This is a genomic window from Pseudomonas germanica, assembly GCF_019614655.1.
GTDB classification, from domain to species: Bacteria; Pseudomonadota; Gammaproteobacteria; order Pseudomonadales; family Pseudomonadaceae; genus Aquipseudomonas; species Aquipseudomonas neuropathica.
In genome coordinates this window covers 449722-474007 of sequence record NZ_CP071586.1, presented here as the reverse complement: position 1 = coordinate 474007, position 24286 = coordinate 449722, and the positions used below count along the sequence as shown (strand labels likewise).

23 protein-coding genes are annotated in these 24286 nt (G+C 59.5%); 9 read left to right on the top strand and 14 right to left on the bottom strand.

What is annotated here, in order from left to right; all coding sequences use genetic code 11:
* Positions 1-43 precede the first annotated feature (43 nt).
* The gene (locus J0G10_RS02070) at positions 44-1057 is read right to left on the bottom strand and encodes an ABC transporter substrate-binding protein (protein WP_095047062.1); all 1014 of its coding nucleotides are present in this window, start codon (positions 1055-1057) and stop codon (positions 44-46) included.
* Between the two features lie 396 nt (positions 1058-1453).
* On the opposite strand from J0G10_RS02070, the gene J0G10_RS02065 reads away from it, so the two are divergent.
* Genes J0G10_RS02065 through J0G10_RS02055 form a run of 3 tightly spaced genes read left to right on the top strand, consistent with a single transcriptional unit; the run spans position 1454 to position 5489 of the window.
* Positions 1454-3052 carry an ABC transporter permease gene (locus J0G10_RS02065; protein ID WP_220557287.1) on the top strand — a complete coding sequence of 533 codons (1599 nt, stop codon included), beginning with the start codon at positions 1454-1456 and terminating at the stop codon, positions 3050-3052.
* Positions 3049-3864: an ABC transporter ATP-binding protein gene (locus J0G10_RS02060; RefSeq protein ID WP_220557285.1), complete on the top strand. Its 816-nt coding sequence runs from the start codon at positions 3049-3051 to the stop codon at positions 3862-3864. The genes J0G10_RS02065 and J0G10_RS02060 overlap by 4 nt, the downstream gene beginning before the upstream one ends.
* Positions 3865-3878: 14 nt before the next feature.
* A complete protein-coding gene (locus J0G10_RS02055) occupies positions 3879-5489 on the top strand; it encodes an arylsulfatase (RefSeq protein WP_220557284.1) in 1611 nt (536 codons plus the stop codon).
* Between the two features lie 214 nt (positions 5490-5703).
* On the opposite strand, the gene J0G10_RS02050 is transcribed toward J0G10_RS02055, so the two are convergent.
* Complete coding sequence (locus J0G10_RS02050; protein WP_095047059.1) at positions 5704-6774, bottom strand: fatty acid desaturase; 1071 nt, start codon at positions 6772-6774, stop codon at positions 5704-5706.
* A gap of 100 nt (positions 6775-6874) precedes the next feature.
* Between J0G10_RS02050 and J0G10_RS02045 the strand changes: the two genes are divergently transcribed.
* A complete protein-coding gene (locus tag J0G10_RS02045; RefSeq protein WP_095125247.1) occupies positions 6875-7879 on the top strand; it encodes an AraC family transcriptional regulator in 1005 nt (334 codons plus the stop codon).
* Between the two features lie 3 nt (positions 7880-7882).
* Here J0G10_RS02045 and J0G10_RS02040 read toward each other — a convergent pair whose 3' ends face one another.
* From J0G10_RS02040 to J0G10_RS02025, 4 genes are all read right to left on the bottom strand, one after another.
* Positions 7883-9106 (bottom strand): type II toxin-antitoxin system HipA family toxin, encoded by a 1224-nt coding sequence (locus tag J0G10_RS02040; RefSeq protein WP_095047057.1) that lies wholly within the window; start codon positions 9104-9106, stop codon positions 7883-7885.
* Positions 9099-9347: a helix-turn-helix domain-containing protein gene (locus J0G10_RS02035; protein ID WP_095125245.1), complete on the bottom strand. Its 249-nt coding sequence runs from the start codon at positions 9345-9347 to the stop codon at positions 9099-9101. Before J0G10_RS02035 ends, J0G10_RS02040 begins: the two co-directional genes overlap by 8 nt.
* A 110-nt stretch (positions 9348-9457) precedes the next feature.
* The gene (locus J0G10_RS02030; RefSeq protein ID WP_220557283.1) at positions 9458-10846 is read right to left on the bottom strand and encodes a heavy metal sensor histidine kinase; all 1389 of its coding nucleotides are present in this window, start codon (positions 10844-10846) and stop codon (positions 9458-9460) included.
* Entirely contained in the window at positions 10836-11516 is a 681-nt protein-coding gene (locus J0G10_RS02025) for a heavy metal response regulator transcription factor (protein ID WP_095125243.1), read from the bottom strand. Before J0G10_RS02025 ends, J0G10_RS02030 begins: the two co-directional genes overlap by 11 nt.
* A 136-nt stretch (positions 11517-11652) precedes the next feature.
* Between J0G10_RS02025 and J0G10_RS02020 the strand changes: the two genes are divergently transcribed.
* Both J0G10_RS02020 and uraH read left to right on the top strand, forming a co-directional pair.
* Entirely contained in the window at positions 11653-12138 is a 486-nt protein-coding gene (locus tag J0G10_RS02020; RefSeq protein WP_095125242.1) for a GlcG/HbpS family heme-binding protein, read from the top strand.
* 12 nt (positions 12139-12150) lie between these two features.
* Positions 12151-12561 (top strand): hydroxyisourate hydrolase, encoded by a 411-nt coding sequence (gene uraH / locus J0G10_RS02015; RefSeq protein ID WP_093440416.1) that lies wholly within the window; start codon positions 12151-12153, stop codon positions 12559-12561.
* Positions 12562-12686: 125 nt separating this feature from the next.
* On the opposite strand, the gene J0G10_RS02010 is transcribed toward uraH, so the two are convergent.
* A complete protein-coding gene (locus J0G10_RS02010; RefSeq protein WP_220557282.1) occupies positions 12687-13364 on the bottom strand; it encodes a Crp/Fnr family transcriptional regulator in 678 nt (225 codons plus the stop codon).
* 84 nt (positions 13365-13448) lie between these two features.
* Between J0G10_RS02010 and J0G10_RS02005 the strand changes: the two genes are divergently transcribed.
* On the top strand, positions 13449-13973 hold the full coding sequence (locus J0G10_RS02005; RefSeq protein WP_220557281.1) for an Mpo1 family 2-hydroxy fatty acid dioxygenase: 525 nt from the start codon (positions 13449-13451) through the stop codon (positions 13971-13973).
* Positions 13974-14090: 117 nt separating this feature from the next.
* Here J0G10_RS02005 and J0G10_RS02000 read toward each other — a convergent pair whose 3' ends face one another.
* The 6 genes from J0G10_RS02000 to dibA all read right to left on the bottom strand — a co-directional run bounded on the left by J0G10_RS02000 (position 14091) and on the right by dibA (position 20462).
* Complete coding sequence (locus tag J0G10_RS02000; protein WP_034151825.1) at positions 14091-15080, bottom strand: sulfate/molybdate ABC transporter ATP-binding protein; 990 nt, start codon at positions 15078-15080, stop codon at positions 14091-14093.
* Positions 15081-15083: 3 nt separating this feature from the next.
* Positions 15084-15956 carry a sulfate ABC transporter permease subunit CysW gene (gene cysW / locus J0G10_RS01995; protein ID WP_038367233.1) on the bottom strand — a complete coding sequence of 291 codons (873 nt, stop codon included), beginning with the start codon at positions 15954-15956 and terminating at the stop codon, positions 15084-15086.
* Positions 15957-15969: 13 nt separating this feature from the next.
* Positions 15970-16788 carry a sulfate ABC transporter permease subunit CysT gene (cysT, locus tag J0G10_RS01990; protein WP_038367238.1) on the bottom strand — a complete coding sequence of 273 codons (819 nt, stop codon included), beginning with the start codon at positions 16786-16788 and terminating at the stop codon, positions 15970-15972.
* Positions 16789-16973: 185 nt separating this feature from the next.
* On the bottom strand, positions 16974-17987 hold the full coding sequence (locus J0G10_RS01985; protein WP_034151823.1) for a sulfate ABC transporter substrate-binding protein: 1014 nt from the start codon (positions 17985-17987) through the stop codon (positions 16974-16976).
* A 135-nt stretch (positions 17988-18122) separates the two neighbouring features.
* Positions 18123-18305, bottom strand: a complete 183-nt coding sequence (gene oscA, locus J0G10_RS01980; RefSeq protein WP_034151822.1) for a sulfur starvation response protein OscA — start codon at positions 18303-18305, stop codon at positions 18123-18125.
* 237 nt (positions 18306-18542) lie between these two features.
* Entirely contained in the window at positions 18543-20462 is a 1920-nt protein-coding gene (dibA, locus tag J0G10_RS01975) for a phosphodiesterase DibA (protein WP_095047052.1), read from the bottom strand.
* Positions 20463-20608: 146 nt separating this feature from the next.
* On the opposite strand from dibA, the gene desA reads away from it, so the two are divergent.
* Positions 20609-21793: a delta-9 fatty acid desaturase DesA gene (gene desA / locus J0G10_RS01970; protein ID WP_034151820.1), complete on the top strand. Its 1185-nt coding sequence runs from the start codon at positions 20609-20611 to the stop codon at positions 21791-21793.
* Between the two features lie 143 nt (positions 21794-21936).
* Positions 21937-22926: a GGDEF domain-containing protein gene (locus J0G10_RS01965; RefSeq protein ID WP_220557280.1), complete on the top strand. Its 990-nt coding sequence runs from the start codon at positions 21937-21939 to the stop codon at positions 22924-22926.
* A gap of 136 nt (positions 22927-23062) precedes the next feature.
* Here J0G10_RS01965 and J0G10_RS01960 read toward each other — a convergent pair whose 3' ends face one another.
* Positions 23063-24274 (bottom strand): response regulator, encoded by a 1212-nt coding sequence (locus J0G10_RS01960; RefSeq protein ID WP_095047050.1) that lies wholly within the window; start codon positions 24272-24274, stop codon positions 23063-23065.
* Positions 24275-24286 lie beyond the last annotated feature (12 nt).

Here is a 24286-nt window from a genome sequence, read left to right as displayed (position 1 = left end):
ATTGATGCGTTCCCACGCAGAGCGTGGGAACGATCGGTGTACGTTAGAGCTTGGCCGCTGCCAGCTCAGGCGCCACCCAATCATTCACCTTGAACGGCTTGCGAATCAGCTTCTGCTGCGCCGCCAGATCCACTTTGTCCTGCAGGCTGCCAAGGAACACCGGATCCAGCGTCGACGGGAACACTTCGCTCAACCTCTGATCCTGCAGATCCTGGGTCAGGATCACCGGCGGATAGCTGGCCAAACCCGAGACCAGTTGCACGTAAGCGGCCTTGTTGCCGTCCTGCGTCAGCCACTCCACGGCCTGTTGTTGCGCCTTGAGCAACTTGGCCACCGCCTCCGGGTGCGCGTCGACAAACTTGCCCGTGCCGACCAATACCGACTGCACGCTGCCTGCGCCACCGAGATCCTTAGTGTTCAGCGGCAACTCGGCCAGCCCCTTGGCCTGCAATGCGGTCAACCCGGAGCTGCCCCATGACGCATCGATCTGCTTGGCTGCCAACGCCGCGACCGCTGCATTGAAATCCAGATTGATGACTTTCAGATCCTTCTCGCTCAGGCCCTGGCTTGCCAGCGCCGCATCAAACGACAACTGCGTCGCGGTGCCACGGAAGATCGCCACGCGCTTGCCCTTGAGATCCTGCAAAGTCTTGATCCCCGAACCCGGTACCACCCCCAAATACTGCTTCACCCCACGCGCACTGGCGCTGAGCAAGCGAGTATCCAGGCCATTGGACTTGCCGATGATTGCCGCCAGATCGCCGAGATACGCCAGATCAACCTGACCGTTGGCAAACGCCTCATTGATCACCGGTCCCGCTCCTTTGAAGAAACTCCACTGAATCTTGATGCCCTGATCGGCAAAGGCCTTTTCGAAGATCTGCTGATCACGCAGCACGTCGACCACACCGCCGCCACTGTGTTGAGTCCCCGCGCTCAGGTCGGGCACGGCGATTCTGATTTCCTTGAGTTCGTCGGCATGCGCGGTAAACGCCAGCAGGCCCACCAGAGCAGGAACGGCAAACAGACTGAAAACACGTTTGAAGGGGAGGTTCATGGGTGCTGCTCCTTGATCACGACGGGCGTTGAGGAGCCGAAAGTAGGCCGAATGACTACCTACGCTTAAATACTATAAATGCACATTTTTATAGCTTTTAGCGCTAAGCGAGCAGCGCCGTGGCTCGCAGCGGCGTATGCATTAACAGCATCGAAAATATTCTTCGAATGCATTGGATGCGCGTGGGCTGGAGGCCTTAAATGGCGCTGCTTATCTCTAAAAACAACTTATTGAAGATTATTTATAACCATTAGCTCTTAGTTAATACCGCAAGAGATCGCAGCCTTCGGCAGCTCCTACAGGGGTCAATTCAAGGACGCATTCCCCCGTGGGAGCTGCCGAAGGCTGCGATCTTTTGATCTTGATCTTGAGCCAACCCGACAACGGAGGTCACCCATGGCCCGCCAATCCTTGCTCAGTCTTCCACTCCCCGCGCCGCCGCTGAAAAGCCGCCGTACCTGGCCCAGCCTGAACCAGCGCCTGTTGCCATGGCTGCTGCCGCTCAGCTTGTTCGCCCTATGGTGGCTGGCCGCACGCAATGAATGGATGAGCGAGCAGATCTTGCCGGCGCCGTCGCTGGTCTGGAACAGCGCTGTCGAGCTGTCTCAAGGCGAGTTATGGAGCCATTTGTGGATCAGCCTGCAGCGTTTGTTCTGGGGCCTGCTTGCCGGGGTTTCGGCCGGTGCATTGCTCGGCGCAGCACTGGGCTTCAGTCAGCGTCTTGAACGTTTGATCTTCCCGACCTTCGCCGGCCTGTCGCAAATACCGACGCTGGCGTGGATTCCATTGTTCATGGTGTTTTTCGGCATCGGCGAAGTGCTGAAACTGGTGGTGCTGATCAAAGCGATCGTGGTGCCGGTGACCCTGCACACATTGGTCGGCGTAAGAGATGCCCAGCCGAAATTGCGTGAAGCCGCCGCTGTTCTGCGCCTGCCGCCACGCCTGCTGATTCGGCGCCTGGTATTGCCCGCCGCCCTCCCCGCGTTCATGGCTGGCGTGCGCCTGGCGCTGGCCGCCGGCTGGACGTCGTTGCTGGCCGTCGAACTGCTGGCTTCCAGTGAAGGCATCGGCTACCTGATGGTCTGGGCGCGACAACTGTTCATGCTCGACATCGTTTTCGTCTGCATCGTCGTCATCGGTTTGATCGGCGTGGCGATGGATCGCGGCATCGGTCTGCTGGACAAGAAACTGGTGCACTGGCCGCATCCGGCCACCGCCGAAATTCGTCGCGGCCCGCGTTATGACGGCTGGCAGCGGCTGCAACCGTGGCTGCTACCGCTGGGCTTGTTGGCACTGTGGCAATTGGCAAGTGACCAACAGTGGGTCGACGCCAATATTCTGGTCAGCCCATTGGCCGTTTTGAGCACGGCTTGGGCTGGCGTGCTCGACGGCACGTTGATCAGCGGCATGGCCCTCAGTCTCGGCCGCACACTTGGTGGCCTGTTGCTCGGCGGCGGTCTCGGATTTGCCTTGGGCCTGCTGCTGGGTCTGTCGAACATCAGCGAACGCCTGCTCGGCCCGACCCTCGCGGCCATCCGCCAGATCGCCATTTTCGCCTGGGTGCCGCTGCTCACCGCATGGTTCGGTCTCGGCGAATTGGCCAAGTGGGTGTTCGTCGCCCTTGCCGCCTTCTTCCCGCTGTTTATCGCCACGCAACGCAGCGTCGCCAATCTCTCACCGCAACTCAACGAAGCCGCACAAGTGCTGCGCCTGAGCCTCGGCCAGCGTCTGCGTCGACTGGTACTGCCGGGCGCCGCACCGGGGATTTTCGCCGGGCTCAGACTGAGCCTGATCTACGCCTGGCTCGGCACCATCGGCGCCGAATATTTCATGCCGTCCAATGGCGGCATCGGCAGCCAGATGATTGGCGCACAACAACTGCTGCGCATGGACCTGATCATGGCCGGCATGCTTTTCGTCGGTCTCACCGGCGCCCTGCTCAACCTCATTGGCCAACGCCTGGAAATTCGCGCGACCCGCTGGAGACACGCATGAACGCACCGATTGTCAGCTTCAATCACGTAGGCAAATCCTTCGACGTCGACGGTTTCGAACTGGAGGCGATTCGCGAATTCAACCTCGACATTGCCGAGGGCGAATTCGTCGCCATTGTCGGCTCCAGCGGCTGTGGCAAATCGACCTTGCTGCGCTTGTTGGTGGGCCTTGATACGCAGTTTCGCGGGCAGATTACCGTGGATGGCAAAGCCGTCAGCGGCATCGGCGGCGAACGTGGCATTGTCTTTCAGGAACACCGTTTATTCCCGTGGCTGACCGTCGCCGACAACATCGGTCTGGGTCTGGTCAACGAGCCGCTGAGCACTGCGCAAAAGCAGCAGCGGATCAACGACTTCATCGATCTGGTCGGCCTGCGCGACTTCACCCGCGCTTATCCGCACCAACTCTCCGGTGGCATGGCGCAGCGTGTGGCGATTGCTCGCGGCCTGGTTGCCAGTCCAAGAATTCTGCTGCTCGACGAACCGTTCGGCGCGCTCGATGCGCTGACTCGCCAGCAGATGCAGGACGAGCTGTTGGCGATCCGCGAGCGCGCAAAAATCACCACGATCCTCGTCACCCATGACGTCGAAGAAGCGATCTTCCTCGCCGACCGCGTGGTGGTGATGGAGCCGCGTCCGGGACGGATCAAGCAGGTGGTCGACATCGCCCTTCCGCACCCGCGCCAGCGCAGCAGTTTCGACTTCCATCAGTTGCGTGAAGAGCTGCTGCACGAGCTGACCAGTGACGACCATTACCAACCGAGCGTACCGGTGCAGATCCGCGATCTGCCGCTGACGTTCATTGCCTGCTGAACAGGAGTTTTGCGATGCCGCAACGTCCCAACTTTCTGGTAATTCTGGCCGACGATTTAGGCTTCTCCGACATCGGTGCGTTCGGCGGCGAAATCGCCACGCCGCACCTTGATGCCCTGGCCAACAATGGCCTGCGCCTGACCGATTTTCATACCGCACCGACCTGCTCGCCGACCCGCTCGATGCTGCTGACCGGCACCGACCACCACATCGCAGGGATCGGCACCATGGCCGAAACGCTGACGCCGGAACTGATCGGTAAACCGGGTTATGAGGGCTATCTCAACGATCGGGTGGTGGCGCTGCCGGAGTTGCTGCGCGAGGCCGGTTATCAAACATTGATGAGCGGCAAATGGCACCTCGGTTTGAAGGCTGAATTGGCGCCGCATGCGCGAGGTTTCGAGCGTTCGTTTTCGCTGCTGCCGGGCGCGGCCAACCATTACGGTTTCGAGCCAACCTACGATGAGCAAACACCCGGCCTGCTGAAATCCACTCCGGCGCTGTACATCGAGGACGACACGTTTCTCGACGAATTGCCGAAGGATTTCTATTCCTCCGATGCCTTCGGCGACAAGTTGCTGCAGTACCTAAAGGAGCGTGACCAGACCCGGCCGTTCTTCGCTTACCTGCCGTTCTCCGCACCGCACTGGCCGCTGCAGGCGCCCGCCGACATCGTCGAGAAATACCGTGGCCGCTATGACGCCGGCCCTGAAGTGCTGCGCCTGGAACGCCTGGAAAAACTCAAAGCCCTCGGCCTGATCGAACCAGACGTCGAGCCGCATCCACTGATTCAGTTGACCCAGCAGTGGGACGCGTTGAGCGATGAGCAAAAACAGATTTCCGCACGGGCCATGGAAGTCTACGCGGCGATGGTCGAGCGCATGGACTGGAACATCGGTCGGGTTGTCGATTATCTGCGCCAGCAGGGGCAGCTCGACAACACGTTCATCCTGTTCATGTCCGACAACGGTGCCGAAGGTGCACTGCTGGAAGCGTTCCCCAAATTCGGTCCGGAACTGGTGACGTACCTCAGCCAGCATTACGACAACAGCCTCGACAACATTGGCCGGGCTAACTCCTATGTCTGGTACGGGCCGAACTGGGCACAGGTGGCGACCGCACCGTCACGGTTGTTCAAGGCGTTTACCACTGAAGGCGGGATTCGCGTGCCGGCGCTGTTGCACTATCCGCAATTGGCGATCAAAGGGCAGATCAGCCATGGTTTCGGCACGGTGATGGACGTCACACCGACGATTCTCGATCTGGCGGGTGTGCGGCATCCGGGCAAGTTGTGGCACGGAAAACCGGTCGCACCGTTACGTGGCAAATCGTGGCTGGGGTTCTTGTCGGGTGAGACTGCTCAGGTGCATGACGAGCACACGGTGACGGGGTGGGAATTGTTCGGGCGTCGGGCGATTCGCCAGGGGTCGTGGAAAGCGGTGTGGATCCCCGGGCCGATCGGGCCGGCGACCTGGCAGCTGTATGACTTGAGCAGTGATCCGGGGGAAATTCATGATCTGGCGTTGAGTCGGCCGGAGAAGCTCAGCGCGTTGATCGGGCATTGGCAGCAGTATGTCGAGGAGACCGGGGTGATTCTCAGTGAGTCGCCGTTTCAGCCGGATTGAGGCGAAGATCAAAAGCCCCTCACCCCAGCCCTCTCCCGGAGGGAGAGGGGGCCGACCGAGGTGTCTTTCGTCAAACATCGACCTGAAAAATCGGGTCGATTATGGATTCAACGAAGCTCTTTCACGTCGGCGTAACTCTTCAATATCCCCCAATCAGTCCCCTCTCCCTATGGGCGGTCCGACGTTTCGGGAGGGTTAGGGTGAGGGCAGTTTGTCAGGCCTCCACCGCCTCACCAGACACCGCAACTTCATCCCGACGAACAAACCGGTTCGCCCGCCCAAACGTGCCGAAATCATTGAACCGCACACCCATCTCACGCATCACCTTATGCGCCACCGGTACCGTCATTTGGCGAATATAAAACGGCTCCTTCACGACAAAATGATGAATCCCGTGACTGCTGCCAAAGTTGAAGCAGAACGCCTGCAACGGCCACAACCACCAAGGGTTCAATACCTGACACTGCTGCAACACATTACCCAACTCGACATCGCCGTAGTAATGCATGTTCGAGCTGATGAAGTGCAGGCAAAAGGTGCGCAACACGTTCGGGCCGATGATCACCACGGCGGCGATATCGATTACCTGCATCACCGATAACGTCGTCGCTGACCATTCAATCGGCGCGCCCAGCAGATACGCAATGCCATTGGCCGCATGAAAACCGAGAAACACATACCACGCGCCCCAATGCACCAGCGCCAGCGGCGCGTAGACCTTGAGCGTGCGCTTGATGATGCTGAACTTGTGCGCCCAGGTTTTGGCTCGCAGCATGCGGATGAACGCCGACATCACGTTGTCGCCAACCATCAGCAAACGTGCAAAACCCCACGGTTCGCCGTTGGTGATCGCGCGCTCTTCCATGTCGGTTTCAGTGCCGGAGACCTTGTGGTGATTGAGGTGCAGATGGCGACGAATCCACGGATTGATCGTGCTCGGTCGCGCCAGCCACACCAACCCCATCATCAAATTGTGCGGCACGCGTTGCTTGCGGAAATACATGCTGTGGATCAGGTCGTGTTCCAGCTCATGGGTCAACGAAGCAAAAAACGCGTTGAGCAACAAGCACACCCACCACGCCATATGGCCGGTGATGTACAGCGCAGCCGAACCGATCATCCCGATCAGGGCAAAGGCCAGAATCCCCGCGCCCAGCGCATCCTGATGCTTGAGAATCGGGTAGCGTTCGCGCAGTTCGACGCCTTTGGCCAGCACCACTTGGCGAATATGCGCTGATCGCTGGGCCGCATTGTGTCGTTGGGGACTTGCAGAAGTACCGTCCATGCTTCCATCCTCGGGTTTATGATGTTCGCATCGTGCCTCGCCAACGCTTCAATTGCGGTAGCCGAGAACGCCAACCTGTTGACCGGAAGCGCCAATCAGCATGAAGGAACCGACCTCCCTCGCCAGCTGGACCCGTGCCTTGCGCAAGCAACTCGATGCGTTGGGGCTGGACAGCATTGCCCTGTGTCAACAGGCCGGGCTCGATCCGAGCTTGATGGATGATCCCAACGCGCGCTATCCACTGTCCGGCACCACGCGCCTGTGGGAAATTGCCGTGCAGGTCAGCGGCGACCCGGCGATTGGCTTGCGCGTGTCACGCTTCGTCAGTCCAACTACGTTCCACGCGCTCGGTTATGCACTGGTGGCCAGCGGTAGCCTGCGTGAAGTGTTCGAACGCATCGTGCGCTATCACCCGGTGGTCAGCGATGCGCTGGAACTGGAGCTGAGTCGTGGCGACGACCGCTATCAATTTCGTCTGAAAATTCCGTCAGGCAATCCCGCGCCAGCCTTCGAAGCCATCGACGCCTTCACCGCGATCTACGTGCGCACCTGCCGTAATCGCCTTGGCCGTGATTACGCACCGTTGGCTGTGTACCTGCGCCGCCCGGAACCGAGCGATGCGCACCAATGGCACAAAGTCTTTCGCGCTCCGGTGCATTTCGGCTGCCTCGAGGATCGCCTGGAGTTCGCCCTCGCCGACTTCGACAGCCACCTCGACGACGCCAATCCGGAACTCGCCGAACACAATGAAGCGGTGCTCAAACGCACCATGGCCCAGCTCCAGCCGCTGACCTGGGAACGCAAAGTGCGCGATGCGATTGAAGAACAATTACCGGAAGGTGAACCAAGTGCAGAGCGCATTGCCCAGGCCTTGCACCTGAGTTTGCGCAGCCTGCAAAGGCACTTGGCGGATGAGGGTTGTCGCTTCGACACATTGCTCAATGAGAGCCGTGAGAATCTGGCGCTGCTGCACCTGCGCGATCCGCAGTGCTCGTTGAGTGAGGTGAGTTATTTGCTCGGGTTCGCCGACACCAGCAGTTTCAGCCGCGCGTTCAAACGCTGGACGGGGCTGACGCCGGGGCAGTTTCGTGATGGGTTGCGCTGATCGTCAGCCTTTAGCCAGACTGCGTTCCATACCGGATGACCATTGTTCGATCATCGCAGCACCCATTGCGGCGAACGCCGGATGACTGGCGCCGTACTCCGCCATTTCGCCCATTGCCACCTGCATACCGTTAGCGACTTGCTGCAGTAATTGATTACAACGCGCCTCCGTCAGATTGCAGGCCGTACGACCGAACCGCATCAGCATTTTGTGCTTGGGCCAAGCCTTCGAGCCACCCAAGAGCAACGCCATACTGTCGTTCTTTATGTAGACCGATGTGGTGATGATGTCGTATGCGGGCGCGAGTCTGATTGACGATTCCTCGCCGCAGCTTTCGTAAAGCACGCCGAAGTTTTTTAAATGCGCGTCGCCGTTTTTCAGGCCTGCAGACAACGCCACAATTTTGAAAAATGCTTCGAGCGCATGATTGAGCAGCGCGGGTGAAACAAACGCTTTGATCTGCCGGGCTGCGCCTTCGTAAGAACCATCGTATTTGGCTTTCGACGGCCAACCGTTGAGCACGCAAAAGTCCTCAAAACCCAGGTAGCCCGAAGCGCTCAAATCAAAGCGCTCGATAACCAGAAACTTGCCATGTTCGCTGAGCTCGAACTTCGGTACTTCTAGCCCGCAGTGTTGCGCGGCACGCATGCAAAAGTACTCGTTGGTTGCCAGCTGCGGATATTCATCGGCGCGAAAAGCTTTAACCAAGTGAGTGGATCCGCGATGAGTCAGACGATCAATCGCAGCCGCACTGTCACGCACCAGCACTTTGGGCTGCACCCCAGACACTCCGGAATACTGGCCATAGGTTTGCAACAGATCCTCGAACAAGCCTTGCGCTCCATCGTGCACTAGCAGATCGGCCAGCGATGTTTCACGCGGGCGATCCGTCAACGATGCGCTGGCAATGGATAACTGACCGAGCTGATAGGGGCCGACAATGGCCAGCAATGCAAAGTCATCGAAGCCGCGAACCGCTTTGCTGAAGCGCCGAACCAGCTCATCACGAAGGGCACCTTCGGGCAGATTCATCTCGAAAACCGGATGAATGCCATGCTCCCAACCATAACTTTCCAGCCGGGACGGCATTGTCAGTGACACGGCATTTTCAGCACTGGTTTCTTCGCGGTAACTGAAGACGCTGTGGACTCGATCTTTCCCGCGCGCCAACGTTCCCACCGCTTGCCCGCCGACACAGACGTTTAATCGATCCGACGACTCACTCATGGAAGTTGACCTTTTGTAGCGTATCGAGTGTCGGGCGGCGAGACTGACGTGGAACCGCTGTCAGCTCATAGCCAAACCCGTTAAGGATCGCTTCGACTTTGCGCAGGCCGATTTCGGCAATGGTGTTGTTTTCGATCCCCGAAATCGTCGCGCGGCTCATTCCGTATTGCTGAGCCAGCGCCTGCTGGGTCATTTTGTTTGCCTTGCGCAGGGCTTTGATCAATTCGCCAAGCTGTTCCATGCGATTTCCTGCATCAAATACGGTGCAAATTAAGATATTTGTTTATTTTGCATCGAATTTGATGCGGCCATTCGACAAGATTAGCCTAATTACAAGTGATCAAGAACTACTCAATTGCTCACCATAAACCCCAACTCAAAAACGGTGCCGTCAGCATCACTGCTGACCCGCACCTGCCCACCATGCAACTGCATGATCGACTGCACAATCGCCAACCCCAACCCACCGGAATCCCCCGGCTCTGCCCGTGCAGGATCGACGCGATAGAAACGGTCGAACAGTTTGCCCAGATGCTCCGACGCAATGGCCGGGCCATGGTTGTGCACTTGTAACCAGCACCAGCCCGACTCGTCACGCCGGCGCAGGCTGATCACGGTTTCGGAGTCAGCATGACGCACGGCATTGGCCAGCAAGTTGCCCAGCGCCCGTTGCAGCAACTGCTGATCGGCACGCAGTTCGCCATGCAGTTGATTGTCCAGCCGCAGGTCGCGGTCATCCGCCAACGCTTCAAAATAATCACACAGCTCACCACCAACGCTGCACAAATCCAGAGTTTGCAGATTGAGCGCGCGCTCGGCCTGCTCGGCGCGGGCAAGGAACATCAGGTTTTCCGCCATGCGCTTGAGCCGTTCGAACTCTTCCATGTTCGAGGCGAGGACTTCCTGATACTCCTCGGTGCTGCGCGGATGATTCAGCGCCTGACCGTTGCTCGCCAACAAGGTGTGCAGCGGCGTACGTATCTCGTGGGCGAGGTCGGCGGAAAACTGCGAGAGGCGCTGCACGCTGTCGTCCAGCCGCGCCAGCATGCCGTTGAGCGCCTGCACCGGCTCAAGTAGTTCGGCGGGCGTGCCGGTGGCGGGCAAGCGTTGATCGAGGCTACGCAGATCGATACCGCGTACCGCTTCGCTCAACTGCCGCAACGGTCGCAGGCCACGGCGTAGCAACAGCAAGCCCAAGGCAAAGGCGAGCAACGCACCGAGGCCAACCGACAGGTACAAGCGCATGCGATAGCTGCCGAGCATCTGTTCGCGCTCGCTAAGCACTTTGCCGGCGATCACGGTCAGCGGTTCGCCGTTCGGCCCCTGCGCTTCGCCGGACAACAGCGCGAGTTCGGCACCGTCCGGCGCTTGCCACGTCAACACATCACGGCGCTGCGGCGTTTGCTCGCGGGGGATCGCGCTCAGCGCGGGCAACTCGCGTTGCCGTGGATTGATCGCGATCACGCTCGATCCGTCGGCGCGGCGCACCAGCAACAGGCTGTCGAGATTACCGAGCATGTTCTGATACAGCCGTGGCCGCGCCTGCAAGGCATCGAGGCTGTCGCTGTCAGCGAGCAACGCGCGCACTTGCTCCAGTCGACCGAGCAACGCGAGGTCGTCGCGGTAGGCGATTTCCGAGGCCAGCGAACGGTAGAGAAACACACCGATAGCACTCAACACCACGGCGCAAACCAATGCGAACGCCAGCGCCAGGCGCCAGGCGATCGATCTAGAGCGCATCGTCGGGGGCTTCCAGTTGATAACCGACGCCGCGCACGGTGTGAATCAGTTTCGGCATGTACGGGTCATCGACTTTCGCACGCAAACGCCGCACCGCGACTTCGACCATGTTGGTGTCGCTGTCGAAATTCAGGTTCCACACCTGCGAGGCGATCAGCGTGCGCGACAGCACTTCACCCTGACGGCTGGCGAGCAATTGCAGCAGGGCGAATTCCTTGTTGGTCAGGGCGATGCGCTGGCCACCGCGACTGACGCGGCGGCGCAATACATCGATTTCAAGGTCGGCAATGTTGTAGGACTCGGCTTCGCGCATCGGCCCGCGGCGCAGCAACGTGCGTACCCGCGCGAGCAGTTCGGCAAAGGCGAATGGCTTGAGCAAGTAATCGTCAGCGCCCAGTTCGAGGCCGCGTACGCGGTCTTCAATGGCGTCCTTGGCGGTGAGGAACAACACCGGTGTGGCGCCGCGCTGACGGATCAGTTGCAGCAGCTGCCAGCCATTTAGGCCGGGGAGCATCACGTCGAGGATGATCAGGTCATATGCCTGTTGCTCGATAAAGTAGCGCCCATCGAGGCCATTGAGCGCCACGTCCACGGCAAAACCCGACTCGCCCAGGCCTTTGGCGAGGAAATTCGCGGTTTTGGCTTCATCTTCTACGACCAGCAAACGCATGGCACACCTCGATTGATCAGGCACACAGGCTAGGCGCCTTCGAAGGCGTTGCCCATTACAAACTTGTAATCAGACTGACGAGGTTCTGACGAAGAGCGGCGATTAAGGTGGCGACCTTCGCTTTTGGAGCCTGTCCATGACCATCAAATACTTTGTAGCCAGCCTGATGATCGGCCTCAGTGGCGTCGCTGCCGCCAGTCCTGAGCTGCCGCGTCACGCTGATCTCGACCTGAAAACCGCACGGCTGCTCGCCGACACCGCCATGGTCAACTGCACCGGCACGGTGTCGGTGCTCGACCGTGGCGGCAATCTACTGGTAACCCTGCGCGGCGACGGTGTCGGCCCGCACAACACCGCCGCCAGCCAGCGCAAGGCGTACACCGCACTGTCGACCAAAACAGCGACCCGGTTGTTTGCCGAACGGGCTCGCAGCAATCCGGAAACCGCCAACCTCAACACCCTCGACGAGCTGCTCTTGCTCGGCGGTGGGATTCCGCTGTTCCTCGGATCTGAACTGGTGGGCGCCATGGGCGTGGCCGGTTCCGGCGGCGGCGAGCAAGACGAAAACTGTGCGATCAAGGCTGCCGAGAAAACCGGTCTGGCCACTACCCGTTCCCAATAAGGAGATTCATCCATGAGCACTTTGCGCATGACCTTCGCCGCGCTCGGCCTGAGCGCTTTTTCAAGTCTAGCCCTCGCCGCCGGCAACCCGTTGAGCGTGCACGTGCTCAACCTGGAAAACGGCCTGCCGTCGCCGGGTATCAATGTGACACTGGAGAAACACGTTGGCCAGAACTGGCAACCACTGGCTCAAGGCACGACCAATGAACAGGGGCGAATTGCCGAATTGTTCCCGGCCAAACAGCCTTTTGAAGCGGGTGAATACCGGGTGGTATTCAAGACCGGCGAGTACTTCAAGAAGGTCAAGCACGACACGTTCTTCCCGGAGATTCCGGTGATCTTCGAAGTGAAGCAGACCGATCAGCATTACCACATCCCGCTGCTGCTCAGCCCGTACGGTTTCTCGACCTATCGCGGTTCCTGAGCCCTACACAAATGCCCCTGTAGGAGTGAGCCTGCCCGCGATAGCAATCTGTCAGTTGATCAATCTGTGACTGACAGACCGCTATCGCGAGCAGGCTCACTCCTACAATGGTTCGGTGTTAGATCCTAGATCGTGGCGAGAGCGCGCAATCGCATGGCATCAAGGATTTCGATCTCTCCATACCCGAGTCCGATAATCCCCTGCCCCTGGAAATCCTTGAGGATCTGGTTGGTGGTCTGCCGCGACAGCGACAGCATCGATGCCAACTGCTCCTGCGGCAGTTGTAGAACGCGGCGTGGCGCATCGAGCTCGCCGTAGCCTTCGGCAATCATCAGCAAGCGATGGGCCAAGCGTGCCGGGGCTGGCAGCAGGCTCAGTTGTTCGAGATTGATGAAGGTCAGGCGCAGTTTATGGCTCATCAGCAGCGCCAGATGCCGCCAGTACACCGGGTGTTCGTCGAGCAGTTTGAGCAACGTCGCATGAGGGATATTGAGCAAGGTGCACGGCCCGACTGCATAGGCGTCATGGGTGCGCGGCTGGCCATCGAACAGGCAGATTTCGCCGAACCAGTGCGGCGCCTCGACCAGACTCAACAACGCCTCTTTGCCCTGCTCGCTCACCGCGCCTATACGCACGGCGCCGTCGAGCACCGCGTATAAACCGCACGGTGGATCACCGCGCTGGAACAGCCGCTGCCCTGCCGTCAGCCGCCGCTCCCGGGCCGTAGCCAACAGACTATCCTGAAAGGACGCCGGCAGATGACTGAACCACTGGCCGCTCATCAGCCGTGAACGTATTTGCATAAACACTCCTGGATTGTCGCCTGCCTGACAGAGCGAACCCTGATCCCGAGGGATGATGCGATCAACCCTACCGGAGGAACAACAATGAAAAGCCTCGTCGACCATCTGAGTCAATACGCCGCCTACCACCGTGATCCGCGCAATATCGCCAGCCACTTTATCGGCATTCCGCTGATCGTGGTGGCGGTGGCGGTTTTGTTGTCGCGGCCAGAATGGTCGCTGGGCGGCTTGTGGATATCTCCAGCCGTTGTCGTGGCGCTGGCCTCGGCGTGGTTTTATCTGCGTCTGGAGGTGAAGTTCGGGGTGCTGATGACGCTGCTGATGGGGCTGTCAGTCTGGGCCGGGCATGTGCTGGCGCAGCAGAGCACCCTGGTCTGGCTGAGCAGTGGTCTGGCGATGTTTGTGGTCGGCTGGGTGATCCAGTTTGTCGGGCATCACTATGAAGGGCGCAAACCGGCGTTTGTCGATGATGTCTCGGGGCTGATTGTCGGGCCGTTGTTTGTCGTGGCCGAGGTGGCGTTCATGCTCGGCATGCGGCATGAATTGAAAGAGCAGATCGAGGCGCGGGCGGGGGTGGTACGAGTTAATCCGAATCGTGCGGCAATCTAGACTTCAACCCTGCTCGTTCCCACGCTCTGCGTGGGAACGCCGCCATGGACGCTCCGCGTCCACTGTGACGCGGAGCGTCACGGGATGCATTCCCACGCAGAGCGTGGGAACGATCAGTTAGAGGCTGGCGACTTTCTGCCAGACCTTCGGCTTGAAGAACAGAGTTTCACCCTTGGCCAAGCCGATCAGGCTGTCGTGGTCTTTCACCACTTCGGCCTCGATCAGATCCGTCTGCCCTTCGACCTTAAGCGTCACCCGCGTGGTCGCGCCCAACGGCCGAATGTCACGCACCTCAGCAGCGTGGTGATCTTCCAGCTCATGTTTGGACAGCGACACCTCATGCGGGCGGAACAGCACGTGGTTGTCGTCGCTCAACAGCAAGCGGTTCGAATCGCCGAGGAAGTGATAAACGAAATCGCTGGCCGGGTTTTCGTAGACGTCGCCCGGTGAGCCGATCTGCTCGATCACACCCTTGTTCATCACCACGATGCGGTCAGCGACTTCCATCGCTTCTTCCTGGTCGTGGGTCACGAATACCGAGGTCAGGTTGATGTCTTCGTGCAGGCGGGCGAGCCAGCGACGCAGCTCCTTACGCACCTTGGCATCGAGGGCGCCGAACGGCTCATCCAGCAGCAGCACTTTCGGCTCCACCGCCAGTGCGCGGGCCAAAGCAATACGCTGACGCTGACCGCCGGACAACTGCTCCGGATAACGATCCGACAGCCAGTCCAGCTGCACCATGTTCAGCAGCTCATGCACCTTGACCGCGATCTGGCTTTCGTTCGGACGCTGGTTTTTCGGTTTCATGCGCAAACCGAACGCGACGTTATCGAACACGGTCATGTGGCGGAACAAGGCGTAGTGCTGGAACACGAAACCGACGTTGCGATCACGCACGTCGTGGCCGGAGACGTCTTCGCCGTGGAAGACAATGTTGCCGTTATCCGGGGTTTCCAAGCCGGCGATAATCCGCAGCAACGTGGTTTTGCCGCAGCCCGACGGGCCGAGCAATGCGACCAGTTCACCGCTGTGGATGTCCAGGCTGATGTTGTCCAGCGCCTTGAACGCATTGAAATTCTTGCTGACGTTACGCACTTCGATCGACATGAATTATTCCTCCGCGGCGCTGGCGCGCAGGCGGTTGATACGGTTTTCGCTCCACTGCTTGAGCAGCAGGATGAAGAGCGCCAGGATCAGCAACAGGCTCGCCACGGCGAACGCGGCCACGTGGTTGTATTCGTTGTAGAGGATCTCGACGTGCAGCGGCAAGGTGTTGGTCACCCCGCGAATGTGCCCGGAGACCACCGACACCGCACCGAATTCACCCATGGCCCGCGCGGTACATAGCACCACGCCATAGATCAGGCCCCACTTGATGTTCGGCACAGTGACATGCCAGAACATCTGCCAGCCATTGGCACCTAGCAGACGCGCGGCCTCCTCTTCCTGCGTGCCTTGTTCCTGCATCAGTGGAATCAGCTCACGAGCGACGAACGGCACGGTGACGAAAATCGTCGCCAGTACGATGCCCGGCAGGGCGAAGACGATCTGGATGTCGTGATCCTGCAGCCACGGCCCGAACAAGCCTTGTGCGCCGAACATCAGCACGTAGACCAGACCGGCGATTACCGGCGATACCGAGAACGGCAGGTCGATCAGGGTCACCAGCATGCTCTTGCCGCGGAACGAGTATTTACTCACGCACCACGCGGCGCTGACCCCGAACACCAGGTTCAGCGGTACCGAAATCAGCACGGCGAATACGGTGAGTTTCAGCGCCGAAAGCGCATCCGGCTCAAAGATCGCGGTGAAAAATGCGCCGAGGCCATTCTTCAAACCCTGCGATACCACGATGAATAACGGCAGCAACAGAAACAGGAAAAAGACCAGCCAGCCAAGGCCGATCAGGATTCTGCGCGAAGTGGCACTGCCACGGCGTGCAGCGTTGGCCGAAGAGGCGGCCGCAATAGACGATTGGGACATGGTTCGCGCCTCCTTATGGGGTTTCGATGCGCCGCTGCAGCAAGTTGATCAGCAGCAACAGGACGAAGGAAACCACCAGCATCAGCACGCCGATGGCGGTAGCGCCGGTGTAATCGTATTGGTCGAGTTTGACCATGATCAGCAGCGGCAGGATCTCGGTTTTCATCGGCATGTTGCCGGCGATGAAAATCACCGAACCGTACTCACCGACGCCACGGGCGAAGGCCAGGGCAAAACCGGTCAGCCAAGCGGGCAACAATGCGGGAACGAGGATGTGGCGGAACACCTGCAAGGGTTTAGCACCGAGGCACGCGGCGGCTTCCTCGACTTCACGGGGAATGTCGGCCAGCACCGGCTGCACGGTACGCACCACAAACGGCAGAGTGACGAAGGTCAGCGCCAACGTGATACCCAGCGGGGTATAGGCAATCTTGAAACCGAGGTCAGCGGCGAATTGCCCGACCAGACCGGCCGGCGCATACAGCGCGGTCAGCGCGATACCGGCCACCGCTGTCGGCAGGGCGAACGGCAGATCGATCATCGCGTCGATCACCTTGCGCCCCGGGAAGGTGTAGCGCACCAGCACCCACGCCAGCAACGTACCGATGATGCCGTTGATGATCGCGGCACACAGCGCGGTGCCGAAGCTCAGCTTCAACGCGGCCAGCACCCGTGGTGCGGAGATGATCGTCCAGAACTGATCCCAGGTGAGTTGCGCGGCGTGGACGAACATCGCCGCCAGCGGGATAAGCACAATCAGGCTGAGGTACACCAAGGTGTAGCCCAGCGTCAGCCCGAAGCCGGGTATGACGGGGGAGATACGACGCGACATAAAAGTCCTTGGTTAAAAACGCATCAATGTGGGAGCGACGGTGCGACGATTCGACCTGCTCGCGAAGAGGGAGTATCAGTCAACATCCCTGTCGCCTGAAATACAGCCTTCGCGAGCAGGTCGAATCGTCGCACCGTCGCTCCCACATGTGGTGTGCCTAAACAGTAGGCTCGTTGTGGGTCAGATTACTGCGCCTGATAAATCTGGTCGAACACGCCACCGTCGTTGAAGAATTTCGGCTGCGCGGTTTTCCAGCCGCCGAAGTCCTTGTCGATGGTCACCAGTTCCAGTTTCGGGAACTGCTGAGCGTACTTGGCAGCCACGTCCTTATCACGCGGACGGTAGAAGTTCTTCGCGGCAATTTCCTGGCCGGCCGGGCTGTACAGGTGCTTCAGATAAGCTTCGGCGATCTGCTCGTTGCCTTTCTTCTCGGCGTTCTTGTCGACCACGGCCACTGGCGGCTCGGCGAGGATCGACAGCGAAGGCACGACGATGTCGAACTTGTCAGCGCCGCCATCTTCTTTCAGCGCCAGGAATGCTTCGTTTTCCCAGGCCAGCAACACGTCACCCTGACCGTTGTTGACGAAGGTGATGGTCGAACCGCGTGCACCGGTGTCGAGAATCGGCACGTGCTTGAACAGGGTCTGTACGTATTCTTTGGCTTTGGCTTCGTCACCGCCGTTGGCTTTCAGGCCGTAGGCCCAGGCGGCGAGGAAGTTCCAGCGGGCGCCGCCGGAGGTTTTCGGGTTCGGGGTGATCACCGAGACGTCGTTCTTGACCAGATCGCCCCAGTCCTTGATGCCTTTCGGGTTGCCCTTGCGCACCAGGAAGACGATGGTCGAGGTGTACGGCGTGCTCGCTTCCGGCAGACGCTTCTGCCAGTCGGCGGGCAGGGTCTTGCCGAGTTTGGCGATTTCGTCGATGTCGCCAGCCAAGGCCAGGGTCACGACGTCAGCGCGCAGACCGTCGATCACCGCACGGCCCTGCTTGCCCGAACCACCGTGGGATTGCTGGATTTTCACGGTGTCGCCGGCGTGATCTTTCTGCCAGAACTTGATGAATTCAGCGTTGTAGTCCTGATACAGCTCGCGCGTCGGGTCATACGACACGTTGAGCAGTTCGTAATCCTTGGCAACGGCGGAACCGGCAAACACAGCACTGGCCAGGGCGGCCAAAGCGTAACGGCGAATCGACGACATGGTGAAAGCTCCTGGAATTCTGGGTGGTGGCTTTTTCTTATGTATTTCGGGAATCGTGTTGTCGGTTCAAAGATCGCAGCCTTCGACAGCTCCTACGCACAGCCCCCTGTAGGAGCTGCCGCAGGCTGCGATCTTTTAGCCCGGTTGTTTGCCCGGTTGCTGCAAACGGAATTTCTCTTTGCGTTCGATCTGTACAACCTGGGCGTTGTGCACAGTGATCTCCACCGCGCCGAAACGCAGATCGCGCAGGGCGCTCTGGATTTCACGCAAGATGGTGGTTTCGTCCTGACCGTCAACGCTGCGAAGGGATGCGCTCATGGTGCTGCTCCTTTGAATGGGATTTGCCTGGCAGTGGGCGGCACTGCGTTCGGCGTGGGAGCAATATAAGAGAGGCGCGGATATTCTTAAAAAGACTATTTAAGAATGTTTATATAACTGAAAAACTGATCGTTCCCACGCGCAGCAAAGGAATGCAGCCGGCGGCGCTCTGCGCTGCGATTTTGGGCAGACGCAGAGCGCCCCTTTGCTGAGCGCAGGAACAAGTTTGCCCCTGTCTTAGCTAATCACCGGAGTTCTCACCCAATCTATCTCGTGCGCCGGAGCCGGTCGCCCAAACCAATAGCCCTGCCCCAGATCACACTCCTGCTCAAGCAGAAACGCCGCCTGCTCAACCTGCTCGATGCCCTCGGCATGCACCTGCATGCCCATGCTTCGGGCCAGCGCGATGATCACCCGGACAATCGCCACGTCATCCTCATCCCACGGCAACCCGGCAACGAATCCCTGATCGATCTTCAGCTTCTGCACCGGCAAGCGCTTGAGTCGCAGCAGTGACGAGTAACCCGTGCCGAAATCATCAATGGCCAGGCGAATACCCAACTCGCGCAAACGGTGCATCTGCTCCAGCGCCACTTCCGGATCATCCATCACTGCGCTTTCAGTGACTTCCAGCTCCAGATATGCCGGATCCAGTCCGGTGTCGTGCAGCACCTGCGCCACCTGCTGGTACAACTCGCGCCGGGCGAACAATCGTGACGAAACATTCACCGCGACAAACGACAGCACGATCCCGGCCTGCTGCCACTGGCACATCTGTCGACACGCCTGCTGCATAACCCACGCGTCAATTTCGGCGATCAGCCCGGTGCGCTCGGCAATCGGGATGAACTCCGCCGGCGACACCAGACCACGCAACGGATGCTGCCAGCGGACCAGCGCTTCAACGCCAATCAAGCGACTGGTTTTCAAGTCATGCACCGGTTGGTAGTAAACCCGCAGTTCCTGCTGCTCCAGCGCCCGGCGCAGCTCGAATGCGATCTCCACACGTTGCTGGGCGTGGGCGGTCAGTTCTTCGGTGTACAAGGCATAACCGTTGCGGCCGCTGCTCTTGGCCTTGAACAGCGCCGCATCGGCATTGCGCAACAGTTGCTCGGCGCTTAGCGCGTCGCTGGGGAACAGGCTGATGCCGAGACTGGCGTTGATGAACAACTGATTGCCATCAATGCTGAACGGCTCCTTCAGCGCATCGAGAATCCGTTGCGCCAGCGCCGCTGCCTGCACCGGCTGTGGACAACTCTCTGCCAACACCGCGAACTCGTCGCCGCCCAGGCGCGCCAGGGTAATACCGGGGCCAAACAGTTCTTGCAGGCGCGCCGCTACTGCCTTGAGCAAGCGATCGCCGACGTTATGGCCAAGGCTGTCGTTGATCATTTTGAAATGATCGAGATCAAGCATCAGTAACGCGCAGCCGCGCTTGTGGATCTGCGCCGAAGCCAGCGCCTGTTCGGCGCGGTCGCTGAACAGCAGGCGATTGGGCAGATCGGTCAGTGGATCGTGGTGCGCCAAGTGTTTGAGTTCATGCTCGGAATCCTTGATGGCGCTGATATCGGAAAACACCGCAACGTAATGGCTGAGCCGGCCCTGATCATCGTGAATGACCCGGATGGTTTGCCACTGTGGATAAATCTCGCCGCTTTTACGCCGGTTCCAGATCTCGCCGCTCCACTCGCCCTGCGACTCCAGGGTGGCGAACATCGCTTGGTAGAAACCCGGCGGATGATGGCCGGACTTGAACAGGCTCGGCTGCTGCCCGAGGACTTCTTCACGCTGATAACCGGTGATCTCGATGAACGCGCGATTGACGTGCACGATCAACCCTTGGTGGTTGCTGACCAACACCCCTTCGCGGGTGCAATCGAAGACGGCCGCCGCTTGACGCAGGCGTTCGCGATCGGCGTGGCGCTCGCGCAACCGCGCACCGATTCCGAGAAACTCGCACAAGCGCGCCCGCGCCAGGAAAATCAGCCCGGCGCTGAACGCCGCTAAAACGTAACCGTTGATCAGTTGCCATCGGGCAAGATCGACGGAGTTATCGAAGAAATTGTTTAATAAATGATCAGTACCTTGCAGCCAGACAGCGGCAAGCACGAGATAGAGCAGCGCTGCACGCAAAGCATCGCGGTAAGTGGCACGCATTCGGCTGTCCATGTCCCTACAAAAAGGTTGGAATTATAGGTCAAGAAACATCCAGCGACTCTTATCTGAAAGGGCGACTGGTTTTATCTGTGTGCTTGGTGATAATGCAACGGCTGTTTTTATCTTTATCGAGGGCCCTATAGCCTATGTGGTACGAAGGTTTTCTTGGCTTGTCGGCCTGGTCTCTGGTCGCGGTCACCCTGCTGATGACCCACGTGACGATTGTTGCCGTCACGGTCTATCTGCACCGTTACTCGGCCCATCGCTCGCTGGAGCTGAATGCTGGCCTGAAGCACTTTTTCCGTTTCTGGCTTTGGCTGACCACGGCGCAGAACACCCGCGAGTGGACCGCCATCCACCGTAAGCATCACGCCAAGTGCGAAACCGAAGATGACCCGCACAGCCCGGTCATCAAAGGCCTTTCCACCGTACTTCGCACCGGCGCCGAGCTGTATCGTGCCGAAGCGCAGAACCCGGAAACCCTGCGCATCTACGGCAAGAACTGCCCCGAAGACTGGATCGAACGCAACGTCTACAGCCGCTACCCGCTGTTGGGCGTGGCGATCATGGGCGTTATCGACCTGCTGCTGTTCGGCACCATCGGCATCACCATCTGGGCGATCCAAATGATGTGGATCCCGGTGTGGGCCGCTGGCGTGATCAATGGCCTGGGCCATGCCGTCGGCTATCGCAACTTCGAATGCCGCGATGCGGCGACCAATCTGGTGCCTTGGGGCATCCTGATCGGCGGCGAAGAACTGCACAACAACCATCACACCTACCCTAACTCGGCCAAGCTATCGGTGAAGAAGTGGGAGTTCGACCTCGGTTGGGCGTGGATCAAAGTCTTCTGCTTCCTGCGTCTGGCCAAGGTTCAGCGCGTGGCGCCGATCGCCCACCGCGTTGAAGGCAAGGGCAATCTGGACATGGACACCGCCATGGCCATCCTCAACAACCGCTTTCAGATCATGGCCCAGTACCGCAAATTGGTGATCGGCCCGCTGGTCAAGCAAGAGCTGGCCAAGGTCGATCATTCGGTGCGCCACCAGTTCCACCGCGCCAAGCGTTTGTTGTCGCGGGAGACTAGCCTGCTGGAAGATCGCCATCACTTGCGCATCCAGACCATGCTCGAGCACAGCCAGGCATTGAAGGTAATTTACGAAAAACGCTTGGCACTGCAGCAGATCTGGGTCAAGACCAGCGCAAATGGCCACGACATGCTCGCGGCCATCAAAGAGTGGATTCACGAGGCAGAAGCCAGCGGCATCCAGTCCCTGCGCGAATTTGCTGATCAGTTGAAAACCTACTCGTTGCGTCCTGCAGCGGTCTGAGACCGTTGATCGGTGCACCCGGCTCCCGGGTGCACCCTTCGGAACTTCGCTAAAAATCGCCTATCTCAAAGACACTTCGCCATCCCGGCGGGCTGTACTGTGGCCGTTGTCGAATTGCGGCACGTCCTTTGAGATCTGTGCCGATGGTCAACAACAATCAAAAAGACTCATCCTTCCCGCAGTGGCCCGAGGCCGCGCAAACCCTGATGGCGTTGATGCACGCCCAAGGCGAGGTCGCCCGCTTGAGCGAACGCGAACAGCTGTTCAGCTCCTTGCTGGTCAGCGTCAACGCCGTGCTCTGGGCCTTCAACTGGGAAACCCGGCAGATGCTGTACGTCAGCCCCGCCTACGAACGGATTTTCGGCCGCTCTGCAGGCCTGCTACTCGCCGACTACAACCAGTGGCGCGACAGCATCTACCCCGACGACCTGGAATACGCCGAACGCAGCCTTGCCGAAGTCCTGCACAAAGGCGCGGTGGAAGATCGCGAATACCGGATTATTGCCGCCGACGGCCAGGTGCGCTGGCTCAGCGACAAATGCTTCATCAATCGTCAGGACGAGCCCGGTCAGCCGGTAATCATCGTCGGCATCGCCGAGGACATCACCGACAAGAAGCAGATGGAAACCGAGCTGCACCGTTTGGCGGCTACCGACGTGCTGACACAAAGCAGCAATCGCCGGCACTTCTTCGAGTGCGCCAATCGCGAGTTCGAAGTAGCGCGTGTACAGGGCGCACAAATGGCCTTTCTGCTGCTGGATATCGATGACTTCAAAATGATCAACGACACCTACGGTCATCCCGAAGGCGACAACGTGTTGCAGCGGATTGCCGAGTGCGGGCGCGGGTCATTACGTCGAGGGGATCTGTTCGGGCGGATTGGCGGCGAAGAGTTTGCAGCGGTATTTCCCGGTTGTGCGCCAGACATGGCCATGCAAGTGGCGGAACGGCTGCAGCAGGAGATTCAGCAGTTGAGTTTCAGCCATGATGGCCAGACGTTCGGTATCACCGTCAGCCAGGGGTTGACCAGTCTGAACGAGACAGACGACAGCCTCGACAGCCTGTTCGCCCGCGCGGATGCGGCGATGTATGAGGCCAAGCGACAGGGCAAGAACCGCATCATTTCTGCTTGACCCGTATCTCAGCTACACAGAGATCCATTGTAGGAGTGAGCCTGCTCGCGATAGCGGTGTGTCGGACACACAGAATTGACTGACATACCGCTATCGCGAGCAGGCTCACTCCTACATTGGAATTGGGTGAGTCAGGTTATTTGCGCATCCGCATCAACTCCGGTAGCCCGATCTTCAGCAACCGCGCCGTGCGGCTCTTCGCCAACTCCTCAACGCCCTCATGCTCGGTCAAGCGGGCCATCTGCGCCGCCATGTTCATCACCAGCGCCTCACGGGAATACACCCCGCCGCCGAGTTGGTAGACCGACGCAATCAGCTCCCGCAATTCCAGCGGCAATCGCCATCGGGTACGCAACGCCGAACCATAAGCCGCGCCAAACTCGGCCAACGCCTCGCCGACTTCCTCCAGTTCATCCAGCTCACCACCCGCCTGCTGCCATTCCTGCAGACAACGCAGCAACGCCAGATCGCCCAAGCGATGCAGCATACCCGCGCAGTAACAGCGCTCCTGATCGAGATCGAGCAGCCGCGCGAGGGTGCGCGCATATTCAGCGGTGTGCAGCGACAACCCCCAGTAACGTTCGGCATAGTCCGCCAGACACGGATCACTGAGCCTTGCGCTGCGCTTGAGTGCCAGCCCCAGAATCAGGTTCATGCTCTGCCCGGTGCCCAACCGATGCAGGGCTTGCGCCAGTGTCTGCACCGGCGCGCCATGGTGCTGCGCCGCGCTGTTGGCCGCAGCGATCAGCACCGCCGTGATTTGTGGGTCGGTCTTGATCTCATCTTCCAACAGCTTCAGATCGAGGCCATTGGGGTTGAGGCTGCGCTTCACCGCCACCTGCACATCGGTCATCAACGGCGCACCGTCAGCCTGCTCACGACGTCGCTCGAGAAACACCGACAAGGTCATGCCCGGCGCCAATGCCGGTACGTCACAGAAAACCTCTTCACCGGCATTCAGCAGCAAACCCTGCAAACGCTCGGTCAGGCTTTCCATGTTCAGTGGTTTGGTCAGATAGGCCGTCGGTGCCAACGGAATCGCTTCGCGCACGCTGGCGCTGTCGTTACGGCTGCTCATCAGGATGAACGGCAACGGCGGGTTGCGTTTGCGCTGGCGCACGCTGCGCAGCACGCTCAAACCATCGATGCCGGGCAACTCCCAATCAACGATCGCCAGGTCATACGGCACTTCACTGAGCAATGACAGGGCTTGCTGCCCGTCGGCGCACAAGTCTATCCGCGCATCGCAACGCACGTTCAGGAGCACTTGTTTGAGCAGGTCCCGGGACCACGGATCGGCCTCGGCAATCAGCACTCGGGGTACGGCGGGTAAATCAACGGCAGTCATGCGCGCTCTCCC

Coding starts and splice junctions, on each gene's coding strand:
- J0G10_RS02070 (WP_095047062.1), bottom strand. CDS start 1,057: ATGAACCTCCCCTTCAAACGTGTTTTCAGTCTGTTTGCCGTTCCTGCT.
- J0G10_RS02065 (WP_220557287.1), top strand. CDS start 1,454: ATGGCCCGCCAATCCTTGCTCAGTCTTCCACTCCCCGCGCCGCCGCTG.
- J0G10_RS02060 (WP_220557285.1), top strand. CDS start 3,049: ATGAACGCACCGATTGTCAGCTTCAATCACGTAGGCAAATCCTTCGAC.
- J0G10_RS02055 (WP_220557284.1), top strand. CDS start 3,879: ATGCCGCAACGTCCCAACTTTCTGGTAATTCTGGCCGACGATTTAGGC.
- J0G10_RS02050 (WP_095047059.1), bottom strand. CDS start 6,774: ATGGACGGTACTTCTGCAAGTCCCCAACGACACAATGCGGCCCAGCGA.
- J0G10_RS02045 (WP_095125247.1), top strand. CDS start 6,875: ATGAAGGAACCGACCTCCCTCGCCAGCTGGACCCGTGCCTTGCGCAAG.
- J0G10_RS02040 (WP_095047057.1), bottom strand. CDS start 9,106: ATGAGTGAGTCGTCGGATCGATTAAACGTCTGTGTCGGCGGGCAAGCG.
- J0G10_RS02035 (WP_095125245.1), bottom strand. CDS start 9,347: ATGGAACAGCTTGGCGAATTGATCAAAGCCCTGCGCAAGGCAAACAAA.
- J0G10_RS02030 (WP_220557283.1), bottom strand. CDS start 10,846: ATGCGCTCTAGATCGATCGCCTGGCGCCTGGCGCTGGCGTTCGCATTG.
- J0G10_RS02025 (WP_095125243.1), bottom strand. CDS start 11,516: ATGCGTTTGCTGGTCGTAGAAGATGAAGCCAAAACCGCGAATTTCCTC.
- J0G10_RS02020 (WP_095125242.1), top strand. CDS start 11,653: ATGACCATCAAATACTTTGTAGCCAGCCTGATGATCGGCCTCAGTGGC.
- uraH (WP_093440416.1), top strand. CDS start 12,151: ATGAGCACTTTGCGCATGACCTTCGCCGCGCTCGGCCTGAGCGCTTTT.
- J0G10_RS02010 (WP_220557282.1), bottom strand. CDS start 13,364: ATGCAAATACGTTCACGGCTGATGAGCGGCCAGTGGTTCAGTCATCTG.
- J0G10_RS02005 (WP_220557281.1), top strand. CDS start 13,449: ATGAAAAGCCTCGTCGACCATCTGAGTCAATACGCCGCCTACCACCGT.
- J0G10_RS02000 (WP_034151825.1), bottom strand. CDS start 15,080: ATGTCGATCGAAGTGCGTAACGTCAGCAAGAATTTCAATGCGTTCAAG.
- cysW (WP_038367233.1), bottom strand. CDS start 15,956: ATGTCCCAATCGTCTATTGCGGCCGCCTCTTCGGCCAACGCTGCACGC.
- cysT (WP_038367238.1), bottom strand. CDS start 16,788: ATGTCGCGTCGTATCTCCCCCGTCATACCCGGCTTCGGGCTGACGCTG.
- J0G10_RS01985 (WP_034151823.1), bottom strand. CDS start 17,987: ATGTCGTCGATTCGCCGTTACGCTTTGGCCGCCCTGGCCAGTGCTGTG.
- oscA (WP_034151822.1), bottom strand. CDS start 18,305: ATGAGCGCATCCCTTCGCAGCGTTGACGGTCAGGACGAAACCACCATC.
- dibA (WP_095047052.1), bottom strand. CDS start 20,462: ATGCGTGCCACTTACCGCGATGCTTTGCGTGCAGCGCTGCTCTATCTC.
- desA (WP_034151820.1), top strand. CDS start 20,609: ATGTGGTACGAAGGTTTTCTTGGCTTGTCGGCCTGGTCTCTGGTCGCG.
- J0G10_RS01965 (WP_220557280.1), top strand. CDS start 21,937: ATGGTCAACAACAATCAAAAAGACTCATCCTTCCCGCAGTGGCCCGAG.
- J0G10_RS01960 (WP_095047050.1), bottom strand. CDS start 24,274: ATGACTGCCGTTGATTTACCCGCCGTACCCCGAGTGCTGATTGCCGAG.